Source organism: Candidatus Oscillochloris fontis (genome assembly GCF_004138135.1).
Lineage (GTDB): Bacteria > Chloroflexota > Chloroflexia > Chloroflexales > Chloroflexaceae > Oscillochloris > Oscillochloris fontis.
The window spans coordinates 1-12,744 of the sequence record NZ_RYFD01000017.1; the positions used below are offsets into that span (position 1 = coordinate 1).

General features: G+C 60.8%; 9 protein-coding genes. 3 read left to right on the forward strand and 6 right to left on the reverse strand.

The genetic code is table 11. The features are described from left to right. Nucleotides 1-197: 197 nt before the first annotated feature. The 3 genes from EKD03_RS08420 to pyrC form a co-directional block, all read right to left on the reverse strand. The gene (locus EKD03_RS08420; RefSeq protein ID WP_129629534.1) at nt 198-1,799 is read right to left on the reverse strand and encodes a CapA family protein; all 1,602 of its coding nucleotides are present in this window, start codon (nt 1,797-1,799) and stop codon (nt 198-200) included. A gap of 174 nt (nt 1,800-1,973) precedes the next feature. Further along, a complete protein-coding gene (locus tag EKD03_RS08425; protein WP_161569217.1) occupies nt 1,974-4,610 on the reverse strand; it encodes a DUF3160 domain-containing protein in 2,637 nt (878 codons plus the stop codon). 245 nt (nt 4,611-4,855) lie between these two features. Continuing rightward, a complete protein-coding gene (gene pyrC / locus EKD03_RS08430; RefSeq protein WP_129629537.1) occupies nt 4,856-5,887 on the reverse strand; it encodes a dihydroorotase in 1,032 nt (343 codons plus the stop codon). Nucleotides 5,888-5,988: 101 nt separating this feature from the next. Here pyrC and EKD03_RS08435 point away from each other — a divergent pair, with 101 nt between their 5' ends. After that, on the forward strand, nt 5,989-6,654 hold the full coding sequence (locus EKD03_RS08435) for an SH3 domain-containing protein (protein ID WP_129629539.1): 666 nt from the start codon (nt 5,989-5,991) through the stop codon (nt 6,652-6,654). Nucleotides 6,655-6,713: 59 nt separating this feature from the next. Here EKD03_RS08435 and lon read toward each other — a convergent pair whose 3' ends face one another. Then, nucleotides 6,714-9,134: an endopeptidase La gene (lon, locus tag EKD03_RS08440; RefSeq protein ID WP_129629541.1), complete on the reverse strand. Its 2,421-nt coding sequence runs from the start codon at nt 9,132-9,134 to the stop codon at nt 6,714-6,716. A gap of 81 nt (nt 9,135-9,215) precedes the next feature. Beyond that, the gene (locus EKD03_RS08445; protein WP_129629543.1) at nt 9,216-10,241 is read right to left on the reverse strand and encodes a gluconeogenesis factor YvcK family protein; all 1,026 of its coding nucleotides are present in this window, start codon (nt 10,239-10,241) and stop codon (nt 9,216-9,218) included. Nucleotides 10,242-10,467: 226 nt separating this feature from the next. On the opposite strand from EKD03_RS08445, the gene purD reads away from it, so the two are divergent. Both purD and purN read left to right on the forward strand, forming a co-directional pair. After that, nucleotides 10,468-11,715, forward strand: coding sequence for a phosphoribosylamine--glycine ligase (gene purD, locus EKD03_RS08450; protein WP_129629545.1), 1,248 nt, complete (start codon nt 10,468-10,470; stop codon nt 11,713-11,715). Between the two features lie 10 nt (nt 11,716-11,725). Next, nucleotides 11,726-12,385 carry a phosphoribosylglycinamide formyltransferase gene (gene purN, locus EKD03_RS08455; protein WP_129629547.1) on the forward strand — a complete coding sequence of 220 codons (660 nt, stop codon included), beginning with the start codon at nt 11,726-11,728 and terminating at the stop codon, nt 12,383-12,385. On the opposite strand, the gene EKD03_RS08460 is transcribed toward purN, so the two are convergent. Then, nucleotides 12,354-12,740 carry a gas vesicle protein K gene (locus tag EKD03_RS08460; protein WP_202976782.1) on the reverse strand — a complete coding sequence of 129 codons (387 nt, stop codon included), beginning with the start codon at nt 12,738-12,740 and terminating at the stop codon, nt 12,354-12,356. The genes purN and EKD03_RS08460 overlap by 32 nt on opposite strands. Between the last annotated feature and the right edge of the window lie 4 nt (nt 12,741-12,744).

The window sequence follows — 12,744 nt, forward strand, 5'->3', positions numbered from 1 at the left end:
TCTGCATAATCTGCATAATCTGCATAATCTGCATAATCTGCATAATCTGCATAATCTGCATAATCTGCATAATCTGCGTCATCTGCGTCATCTGCGTCATCTGCGTCATCTGCGTCATCTGCGTCATCTGCGTCATCTACGTCATCTGCGTCATCTGCGGAAACTCTACTGGTCATCTGCGGAAACTCTACCGGAGCTTATGGCTGCGCCACGATCTCCCAATGCCCATCACCCTCGACATCCACCAGCCCCAGCCGCGTCCACGTACCAGCGGCGCTGCGCCACTCGCGCTGGAAGCCCCAGCCGTGCCAGCGCCACACCGACACCGACTCGCCGGGGTCGCCCGGTTGGTTGCCACCCTCCAGAACGATCAGTTCGCTGCGCCCGTCCCCTTCGAGGTCGCCCAGCACCATGTCCTGGATTGGTACCGGAGTCGGTGAACCACCCCAGATGATCTGGTAGCGCCCGCCGCGCCAGCCGAGGATGTAGGGCTGTGAACGCAGTTGCCCGTTGGCATCGGGCTGCCAGAGCAACATCAATACCTCCACCCGCCCATCGTCGTTGGGGTCGCCCACCACCATGCGCGTGAAGCGCCACGCCGGGGACTCGTTCTGCCAGACGATCTGGCCTGCGTCATATAGGTGGATCTGGCCCTCCACACTGAGCGTGGCGGTGAGTGGCACGCCGTTGCCGCGCAGATCGGCCAGCATTTCGGTTGGGTGGGCTGGTATTGTTATGTCACGTTGGGTCGGATCGATCTGGGCGGTGGTGCCATCCCAGCGCCACAGGCTGGTGGGGGCGATAGTGCCCAGATCAAGTGGCGCGGTGGCCACCAGCGCGATGCCCTGCTGGTCGCAGAGCACCCGCAGCACCATGCCGCTATTCTGGGATGGATCAGCCGGGCCGTCAAAGATGAAGTTGCCCAACGAATAGGCTACGATGCCCATCCGTTCACCTGCCTGCACGACTTCCACCGGCTGAACCACATGCGGATGCGAGCCAATCACCAGATCGGCCCCTGCCGCCACCAGGCGCTCGGCCCAGGCACGTTGGCGCGCTGCTGGCTCTGGGCTATACTCCACCCCCCAGTGAACCAAGACAACCACGAGATCAGCCTGCTCGCGGGTGGCACGCAGCGAATCGAGCGCCGCAGCACTGAGCCACGCCCGCCCCCACGGGTAGGTATCGGGGCTGTGCCACGCCGGATCGTCGGCACGCGCCAAGCCGCCGGGGCCATCGGCGGGGTCGGCGACATCGTTAAGGGCGAGTAGTGCCACACGCAGCCCGTTGACCTGCTGGATGTGCGGTGTTAGTGCGGCGGCCTCGCTCGCCCCAGCCCCCAGCGCGGTGATGCCGGATGCCTGGAGCAGTGTATATGTATCCGCAAGGCCCGCCGGGCCAGCATCGAGGGCGTGGTTGTTGGCGAGGCTGAGGGCGTCAATGCCCGCCGCCGCCAACGCGGGAATGTGATCGGGATCGCCCACGAGGCGGTAGGGGCCAGGGCGGATCTGCTCGCGCTGCTGGGTGAGCGGGCTTTCGAGGTTGGCCAGGGTGAGATCGCCCGCCAGTATCTCGCGCCACGGGGCCAAAAGTGCCTCTATGCCGCTGCGCTCGATCCGTGTGGCGACGTGGCGCGCCAACATCAGATCACCCACCGCCCGCAGATCGAGTTGCAGCGTAGACTCCCAGCCAGGGCGGCGATAGACCTCGTCCCAGCCGGAGAGATCGGGGGCGGGTGGGGGGCTGGGCGTGCATGCCACGAGGAGGCAGAGGAGAGTGAGGAGGAGGAGGTGTTTCACTTTAGAGTAAACAGAATTCTCGTGTTGACGCAAAGACGCAAAGGCGGCGCGGTGGCTTCGGCAGGCTCAGCCACCGCGCCGCTGGCGGTGGCTGAGCTTGTCGAAGCCATGCGGCGCACTAACAAACCTCTGCGCCTTGGCGTCTTTGCGTCAAAACCGGGATACGTTGCAGGATTATGGCTCAATCCACACCGGCGGTTCGGGCGTCATCACTATCGTATCAATCACCCAGCCATCGCCGGTGCTACGCAGCGTGTAGGTGGCATTGATCGTATAGGTCGGGCGGATACCGATCAGCGCGGGGGGCTGGCCATCAACCTGCTCCTCGAAGTAGGGCGAACCCCGGTAGAGCTCGTCACTCCAGGTCTCGCGGGTGGTGACAATCGCTTGGCCGTTCTCCTGAAGATCAAAGGAGCGGAACTCCAGGCTGATCAACTTAGACCCCACAAAGGTACCGTCGGCTTTTAGGCCCTCGATATACTGCTTGGTGTCGGCATACTCCTGCGGGCCGAGCAGCCCCTCGACTTGTTCGGGCTGCGAGTACCAGATCGCCTGTACCAAGAGGTTATTGAAGGTGCGGATGGTCTCTTCTAGTACGCCAGATTCATGCTGCTTAACCAGATAACTGGCTGTCCAATCGGCTAACGACGGTACCTGCTCACTATCGAGCAGTTCGCGCCATGTCTCATCGGTGAGCCGGTCGTTTAGGGGCTGCGCAAACTCGTAGTGCGAGAAGACCGCGCCCTTGGTGAGCACCAGGTTGCCCTCGATTGGGGCGACGACATAGATCTCGAAGACGCGCCCGACCCCGTTTTCGAGTACCACGCCCTGGTTGGGGTTGGTGGCCAGATCGGCGACCACCGCCGCCTGGAGCGGATCGCCGCCTTCGGGGAAGCCTCCGGCTCCCTGGTAACTGCCCTCGTCCGAGGCGGCGAAGGCGAGCGCCTCGATCTGCCCGCCATAGAAGCGCAGGTACTCGTAGTCCTCCGTGCTCAGTGCCTCACCGCGCAGTTGCTGGCGGGCAATCGTCGCCAACTTGGTCGCAATCTCCTCCATCTTGGTGAGCGCCGCGAGATCGCCATCCTCCAACAAACCACGGGTAGACAAACCATCTATTGTCATGCGGGTCAGTGCAGCAATGCGGTCATAGAAGACCGGCACTGGCTCCACATAGCCCTTGGGGCGCTCCGGGTCGGGCGGCTTGAGCGAGTCGTAGCCCATCTCGACATAGACCTGCTTGGCATAGAGGATGGTGTCGCGCTTGAGTTCGGTGTAGGACGCGAGCGCCGTGGTGAGCTGTTTATCCAGCCACGCCTCAGAGCGCATAAACTGCGGGTAGCCATCCCCAACCGGCTCTAGCAGCGGGCGCAGGCTGTAGACCCACGTCCAGTAGAGGTTCTGCGTCCAGACCTCTTCACCATAGGCCGCAAATGTCGTGCGCAGATCATCGAGTTGCGAGCGGTAGTTGGGCAGATCGGCATCACCCCAACTGGTGAGGTGGCCCAGCGCCCGCTCCGAACCGAGCGCAGCCATGACATCGAGTGAACTGGGCAAGCCGCGCTCTGGTACGGCGGGAGCGACGAGTTGCTGGAAGATGAAGGCATCGGGTACGAAGCGCTGCCCCATGAAGCGCAGCCCCTTGGTAGCGCCCAGATCCTGATCGTCACTCACCAACATGCCCAGAATTTCGGGGGCGCGTAGCTCGTTCACCGCCTGGGTAAAGGCGGCAAAACTGGCCTCATCGAGCAGATCCGCCGGATCTTGCACCTGGCCATAGGCCGACGCCAGCGCCTGCTCATACTCGGTGGGGGTTAGGTCATCGCTACGGCCCACGAAAAAGACCGTCGGCTCGTAGATCCCCGCCCAGACCTGCGCCGCGCTCAGATCTTCCACCTGGGTCTGCTGGTAGGCCAGGGTAAGCAGCGCCGCCTGGCGCGTCTCGGTCGCATCGGCCACGCGGAAGGTCATGCGCCCGTGCCACATCATCGCGGTGAAGTAGCGCTGAAGCGCCTCGCTGGTGGTGTAGTGGCCACGCGGCACATACTGGCTCCAATCCTCACCCAGCGAGTAGCCAGGGAAGATCGCCGACGGCTCCATCCCGGCGTGGGCCGCAATCCGCGCCAGATCGGGTTCCACCAGATCGGTGAGGCCGGGCGGGACGGGCCAATCCGGGTTGAGCAACTTGACTGCCAGGGCGAAATAGGCCGCATTCCGCCGCGCCGGTTCGGCCCAGGCGGTGCCTTCAAGCGCCGCATACTGATCGAGCGAGGTTTGAAGGAGCGCGGCGTCGAGGCGAGTCAGCAGGGGGATGAAGGCGTTAGACTCGGCACGCCGCAACACCTTATCGAAGAGCAGGTGGTAGGTATGCAGCAGCGAGTCGCTACTCACAAAGACTGGCACATTCTCGTAGCGCGTGCGCTCATAGATCTCGTAGAACTCCCGCGTAGCCCCTGGGCTGATCACAAAGCCATTCTCGGCCAAGCGTGCCCGCTGTTCCGGCGAGAGCATGACGGTCAGGCGCACATTACTCAGATCAGCGGCAATCGGATCAGCCTGGAGGCTGGCCGTCACCGGCATGGCATCGGGCTTAAACGAGGCAAAACCGGGGCCAGTAGCGGGTTTGAAGGCCACCGGCATGGCCACTTCCAACGCCGCTACTGGGCCAACATCCACATGGGGTGGGATGGCATCAGAGACGGGCGTCGGAACAGTGGTGGCCGGGGCAGGAGTAGGCGCAGGTGGTGGATTGGTACACGCCACCAGCACCAGAAGCAGGCTCAGGAGAGGAAGAAACCGAGGAAGAGGTATCATCAAAGACATCCTTATGCAATGCGTAAGCTGCAAGGTGCATTGTAGCATGCGTAACTATTCACACTGCCCCGAAAATCAAGATTTTGACGCAAAGACGCCAAGGCGCAAAGCCTGCAACAACCCTTTGCGTCTTCGCGCCTTTGCGTCAAAACGAGGTTTCTTTTACCCCAAGTGTGAATAGTTACCGAAAATCAAGATTTTGACGCAAAGACGCCAAGGCGCAAAGCCTGCAAGATATGCCCCCTTTAACACCTTATGGCTTCGACAGGCTCAGCCACCGAATACCGCTCCACCACCTGCCAGGGCAGGGTGCGCCCGGCATAGAAGGGCACCACATTGCCATAGGCTTCGGGTACCGTCCACGGCTCACGTGCTAGGGTGATCGTGGTTGGTGGCGGATTCACGCCATAGACGGAGCGTGCCGTATCGGAGACGAAGGTCTGCAAGTGGGGCAGCGCGTTATTGTCGGCGAAGAACTCGGCCAGCAGCGGCAGAATGACCGGCGCACTAAAGACGCCCGCCGCACACCCGGCGGCCTCTTTGCGGTTGAGCGGGTGGGGCGCTGAGTCGCTGCCAAACATGAGTTTGGGGTGGGCACGCAGCGCAGCGGCCTGGAGTGCGGCGCGATCTGCGGGGCGCTTGGCAATCGGCTTGCAGAAGAGATGCGGCTGGAGCAACCCACCCGCCACATCATCCAGGGTGATCAGGAGATGATGCAGCGTGACCGTCGCATACAGATTGGGATGCCGGTCGAGCAGATCGAGCGCAGCGGCGGTAGTAATATGCTCCATCACAATCGTGAGGCGCGGGAACTGCTGGGCCAGCCGGTCATAGACGGGCAGAAACTCAGCCTCGCGATCCAGCACAAAACCGTGGCTCTCGCCGTGGACAAGCAGCGGAATACCCAGATCCTGCATCAATTCGAGGGTCGGCGCAATTGCGGCGAGGTCGCGCACCCCCCCGGCACTATTGGTCGTCACCCCTTCGGGGTAGAGCTTCACCCCGATAATATGCGGGCGTGCCGCCTCCAGCGTGGCCTGATCATACTCACGGAAGAAGAGCGTCATATAGGGAGCAAAGGGATAGGGCTGGGTCGCTTGGCGCACCGCCTCGGTATAGGCCGCCAGACGCTCCAGGCTATCCACTGGTGGCACAAGATTCGGCATCACCACCGCCCCGGCAAAATCGCGGGCACTGAGCGGGGCGACCAGATCGAGCATCGCCCCTTCACGTAGGTGGAGGTGCATATCGAGGGGCGAGGTAAGCTGAAGTTGCATGGGAACTCCATGGGTAGGATGATCAACGACACCCATTGTAGCACAGCGGCTCCTATGCTATCATGCGCACGAGTATGCGCAAAGAAGAAGGGGGAGCGCCGATGAGCGAGGGGAGCGAGCGACCACAGCGCAACGGAACATCGCGGCAGGCAGCGGAGGAGGGTGGGCGGAGTGGAACGCGGCGCACCGAGCGGCTGAACCCAGGCAACGAGGAATGGAACCAGCGCGAACCAGTCAACCCCGGTTGGCGTAGCGAGCGGGTTGCAGGGGCACGCACCGCCCAAACCGCCCGCCGGGCGAGTGGTGGTTTGCCCCGTTCACCCCAGGAGTTCCAGATCTGGCTCCAGGCGGGAGGGTGGCGGTACATCGCAGCCATCGCCGGTCTGCTGGTTGTGCTTCTCATCGCGCTTCTGGCCTTTGGCCGCAACGATCAGCGCACCGCCGGGCTGGGGGTTGAAGATCGGCGTGCGCCAACCAGTGTGATGGGTGCAGTGAACGATCCCATCGTCCAAGCCACATTGGTACCCGAACCAACCGTGCCCGCTGCACCGAGGGTCTTTGTCGTCACGGGAACGGGAGATTGGGGGTTATTTCTGCGCCCCGATCATAACGCAAACAACACGCCGATCATCTCCTACCCCGATGGCACCCGTCTGGAGCAGATCGGTGAAGACTTCAATGAACCCAACCGAGTCTGGCGTAATGTGCGCGCCCCGGATGGGAATACGGGCTGGGTAGCGGCAGAGTTCTTAACACCCGCCCCGTAGAGATGGTATGTTGGTGTTGTTTGGCGGCTTCGCCGCCAAACAACACCAACATACCATCTTTAGGACTTCACCACCCGCCGTTTAGGGGTTAGCTTGGGTGGTGGTGGCCCTAAGACCAGATCGAGCACCTCCTCGATCTGGCCCACAAAGGTGAAGGTTAATTTCTGGCGCACGGCATTAGGAATTTCAACCAGATCGCGCTGGTTTTTGCGCGGCAAAATGACCTGCCGCACTCCAGAGCGATAGGCTCCCAACACCTTCTCCTTGACCCCACCAATGGGCAACACGCGCCCCCGCAGTGTCATCTCACCCGTCATGGCCATATCACGCCGCACGGCGCGCCCGGTCAGCGCCGAGACGAGCGCGGTCGCAATCGTGATCCCCGCCGATGGCCCGTCTTTCGGCGTGGCCCCTTCGGGGACGTGGATGTGGATATCCACCTTCTCGAAGCGCTTGCCATCAATCCCCAACTCGGTGGCGTGAGCGCGGATGTAGGAGAGCGCCGCCTGGGCCGATTCTTGCATAATGTCACCGAGTTGGCCGGTGAGCATCAGTGCGCCCTTCCCCTCCATCAAGGAGCACTCGATAGGCATGGTATCGCCACCATTGCCGGTATAGACCATCCCCGTCGCCACACCCACCTGATCCTGTTCTTCGGCCACACTAATCTCGAAGCGCGGTGGCCCAAGCATCCGTTCGGCAACACGGGTCGTCACCAACTGGAGCGGTGGACGCTTTTCAGCCACTTGGCGCGCAATCTTACGGCAGATCGCGCCAATCTCACGCTCAAGATTGCGCACCCCGGCCTCATAGGTATAGCCCCGGATGATCGCACGCAAGGCCGAATCGGAGAAGCGGATGGTACGCCCCGCCAAGCCATTCGCCTGCATCTGCTTAGGAATCAGGAAGCGGTAGGCGATCTGGAGTTTCTCCTCCTCGGTATAGCCGGGGAGATCGATCACCTCCATACGATCCAACAGCGGATCGGGGATGTCGTGGGCCACATTAGCCGTCGCAATGAAGAGCGTGCGGCTCAAATCAAACGAGAGATCGAGATAGTGATCGCTAAAGGCATGATTCTGTTCGGGATCGAGCACCTCCAGCAGCGCGGAGGAGGGATCACCACGGAAATCAGCCCCCAACTTATCCACCTCATCAAGCATAAAGACCGGGTTGAGCGTTCCCGCATCTTTGATGCGCTGAAGAATCCGCCCCGGCATAGCACCAATATAGGTACGCCGATGTCCACGGATCTCGGCCTCATCGTGGACACCACCGAGCGCCAAACGCACAAAGCGCCGCCCCAACACTTCCGCAATACTCTGCCCCAGGCTCGTCTTCCCCACCCCCGGTGGGCCAACAAAACAGAGGATCGGTGCCTTCTGCTCCACACCAACCAGTTGGCGCACGGCAATAAACTCGATAATCCGCTCCTTGACCTTCTCCAAGCCAAAGTGGTTACGGTCGAGAATCTTGGCCGCCTCACGCAGATCGGTATTATCGTCGCTCAAATTGGCCCACGGCAGACTCGCCATCCAATCCAGGTAGGTACGCAGGATCGAATATTCCGGGGACATAGTCGGCATCGCTTCGAGGCGTGCCAATTCATCATCAACCCGATTGCGAGCATATTCAGGGATGCCTGCGGCAGTCAATCGGCTACGCAAGGCATGGATCTCGCGGTGAGCCGGATCATCCTGGCCCAACTCACGTTGGATGATCTTCAACTGCTCACGTAAGAAGATCTCGCGCTGGCTGCGATCAACCTCCTTCTGCACCTGGCTCTGGATGCGATTCTCCAGTTCCAAGAGGTCAAGTTCCTGCGTGAGCAACTTCACCACCCGATGCAGACGCTCTTCGGGATCTATCGTCTCTAAAATCTGCTGACGGTTGGTGCTATTGATCGGCAACGTCGTGGCAATCAGATCGGCCAAACCACCCGGCGTATCCACATTCATCGCCGTCACATAGGCATCATCGGGGAGGGTACGCGAAAGTTTGGTCACCTTCTCGTAGAGGGAGAGAGCCGCACGCATCATCGCCTCAACCGACAGGGTACGCTGTTCATCAATCAGCAATGGCTCGGCGCGCACACGCAGCAGAGGCGACTCATCCAGCGGATCGACAATCCGCATGCGTCGCCGACCGGCAATCACCACCGAGGTACTACCATCGGGCATCTTGCGCGAACGTTGGATGGTCGCTTCAACGCCAATGCTATACAGATCGCGCAGGCGGGGTCCATCAAAATCGAGATCGCGCTGTAAGATCGCTAACACGGTACGATCATCAGCCATAGCCTGCTCCACCGCCCGACTCGCCACCGGATCGGTCAGAAAGACCGAAACGAACATATGCGGAAAGAGCACGGTGTCAGTGAGGGGCAAAACGATCAGCACCCGATCAGCGACATCGCTATCGGGAATTTCATGCGCGTTGATCGGAGGAAAATGAAAGAGCGCGGATGTCTCTTCGAGCACGTGCGATCTCCCCAGGTTGAATGCCATAGACAAGACTATGGCTGTAACCACTATCTGCTGGAATTATAGCACATTGATTAGTTAGATAGTGGTCGTGCTGGTGCGTACATATTCAAAGAGCGTTGCGCCTACGTGAGCCGCATTGTAGCGCAGAGTGTCCTGTTTATTCCAGAGTTGGCGCACCGCACCGGGCGGTTCGCTAAAATCGTCCACCAGTGGGGTGACACCCAGAGCAGCTATCGCAGCTATTTCGGCAGTTGTGGGGCTAAGGATCTGAAGCCCATCAGCAGCCAAGCGCGCCACCAAATCGGTGGGGGGCTGCGGGCTATGATTGATCAGCGCCGCATCCAGATGCCCCACACCGAGGATCTCATGCAGACGCGCCACATGGTCATAGGCAGACATCCCTTCGGTTTGGCCCGATTGGGTAGTGGAATTACAGATATACACGACACGCGCTGGTGTGGTGCGCAACGCCGCGATCATGCCCTCAAATTGCAGCGTGGCCAGAATGGAGGTAAAGAAACTCCCCGGCCCAATCGTGACCAGATCGGCATGCTGAATGGCCTCCAGCGCCACCGCCGAGGCCGGTGCGGGTGGATCGAGGAAGAGGCGCGTAATGGAGGGTTTATGCAGGCCACGCACATCCAGTTCGCCATGGCGGAGAGTGCCATCGGCAAGTTCGGCACACAGTTGCACATCGGCCACCGCGACGGGCAGGACGGTAGCGCTGGGCTGCACCAGATCGGCGACCTGCTGTACTGCCTGGGCAAAGTCACCGTGGAGTTGGGTGAGGGCAGTGATGAAGAGGTTGCCAAAGGCCATGCCGTTGAGGGCGGGATGCTCGGCAGAATGGAAGCGCAGTTCGAGTAAGCGCGGCCAGAGCGCCGCTGGATCAGTGGCGAGTGCGGAGATCGTAGCCCGTAGATCGCCGGGAGCCGGGATCTTCCCTAGCGAACGCGCCACACCGGTACTGCGCCCGGTGTCGGTAACCGCCACAATCGCCCGCCGTTGCGGAAAGAAGGGCGCAGCCCCCAGCAGGATTTGAGCAGTCCCACCACCACCACCGATGGCGGTAAGGGTTAGCGCAGTTGGTAGAGCAGCCATAGATTACTCAATATATCGCGTATGTGGCACAGGGCATGTGCAAAGTCCTTGGGGCTGTGCCCCAAACCTCAATTTTTGGTGTGTTTTGGCGGCTTCGCCGCCTCCGAGCCTCCACCGGAGGTGACTTTGCCCATGCCCTGGTATGTGGGCGCTATGATACCATGAGCAATCAGCAAGATATGCTATACTTCTGGCAACGAGCATCCGCAAATAGAACAAAGTAACGATGAATGTTCTGCTAATCGGTTCTGGTGGTCGTGAGCATGCGCTGGCCTGGAAGATCGCCCAATCACCGCAACTCGGCAAGTTGTTGTGTGTCCCTGGCAATACCGGCACCGCCCGCCACGGGCATAATGTCCCCTTCCCACTGCACGATTTTGACATCCTGATTGATGTTGCCCAACGCGAGAGGATCGATCTGGTCGTGGTTGGCCCGGAAAACCCGCTCTCTGAGGGTATCGCGGATCGCTTCATTGCGGCAGGCATCCCCGTCTTTGGGCCAACCGCCGCCGCCACCCGGATCGAGAGCAGCAAGGCGTTTGCGAAGGAGATCATGGCGGAGGCCGGTGTCCCCACCGCAGCAACCCATGTCTTCAACACGCCGAGTGAAGCTGCCGAGTTTGTGCGCACGAGCGGATCAGCTTGGGTAGTCAAGGTGGATGGCTTGGCTCAAGGTAAGGGTGTGGTCGTGCCCGATACGGTTGAGGCGACACTTGCCGCAATTGAGCAACTCCACCACGACATACCGGAACAGGCGTTGTTGCTTGAGGAGCGCCTGGTTGGGCGCGAGATCTCATTGCTGGCGCTGTGTGACGGGAGCCGCCTGATGGTGTTGCCGCCCGCCCGCGATCATAAGCGCGTCGGGGATGGTGATACCGGCCCGAATACGGGCGGGATGGGTGTGATAGCCCCAGTTGATGATGTCAGCCCCGATCAGCTTGATATGATCATCAAAACCTGTCTTCAGCCAACGATCAACACCTTGGCAGCACGCGGCACCCCCTTCCGTGGGGTGCTCTATGCCGGATTAATGCTCACCGAAACGGGGCCACGGGTGCTGGAGTATAACGCCCGTTTTGGCGACCCCGAAACCCAGGCACTTTTGCCACTCATCGAGGGCGATCTGCTCGAAGCACTCTATGGCTGTGCAACCGGCAACCTTCAGATTGAGAAGTTGCGCTGCCATAAGGGTTACGCGGTGTGTGTGGTGCTCTGCGCCGCTGGCTACCCGGAGCGCCCGCGTAAGGGCGATGTCATCCGGGGTGTCGAGGCGGTGGATGATGATACAGTGATCGTCTTCCACGCCGGAACTGCACTTGGCCCCAATGGCCTCTGCACCGCAGGTGGGCGAGTGATCGGCGTCACCGGGATAGGTAGTACCCTGCGCCAAGCCCGCGAACGGGCCTACGAATGTGCCGCAGACATTCGATTCGACGGTAAGCACTACCGTAGCGATATTGGCAAGGAAGGCTGAACCGTCGCCCATGGATAGTATTGCCGTTTTGATTAGCGGGTCAGGCAGTAACCTGCAAGCCCTCTTTGATGCCCAAGATGCTGGTGAACTAGGCAGTGTCCATGTCAACCTCGTGGTGAGTGACCGCGCTGATGCCTATGGGCTTCAGCGCGCCCTCAAGCGCGGTGTGGCGGCTGCCCACGTCCCACTGCCCTCGGCACCCGCCGGAACCGCCCGCCGAGCGGTTCGCGCCGCCTGGGAGGAACGCCTGGCGACGGTAGTCACCGCCTTTCAGCCCGATTTGGTGGTGCTGGCCGGGTTTATGCGGATTCTCTCGCCGATCTTCTTGCAGCACTTCCCCGATCAGGTGATCAATCAGCATCCGGCGCTGCTACCGGCTGATGGCGGCGAGACGGTGCTGACCAGCACGGGGTTACACATCCCGGCGCTGCGCGGGGCGCATGTGGTTCCCGACGCACTCCGCTTGGGGTTGAGCATCACCGGCTGTACGGTGCATCGCGTCACGCCCCGCGTGGATGATGGGCCGATCCTAGCCCAAGCCGAGGTGCCCATCCTGCCCGATGATGACGAGAGCAGCCTGCACGAGCGCATCAAGATCGCCGAGCGGCAACTCATCGTTCAGGTGGTGCGCGAGTTGGCTACATCAAGTTCCCCAGCGGCCCAAGGTTGAGGTTCAGATCTTCGTTTTCTAGGCCGAAGACCACCTTCAACTCCAGGATGCGCTCCTCAAGGCGCATAAAGGTCTCGCCGAGGCGCTCGATCTCGGCATCGCTCACCGTACCACGCTCGATGCGGTGGAGTGCCTGACGCTCCATCAAGCGCCGCAGCAGTTCGATCAGGGTCAGAACCAGTTTGGCCAGACCCTGCTCGACCTCTTCAGGGTTGGCGTTGATCCGTTTGGGCAAGCCTGCGCAGGTACGTTCCAACTCAGCCGCAAAGACTTCAATATCTTCAGGGCGGTTGAGCATCTTATTCTGGATGCGTGCCAGGTCATCAAGAGCATCGGGGGCATCAGTAATCATCATTACT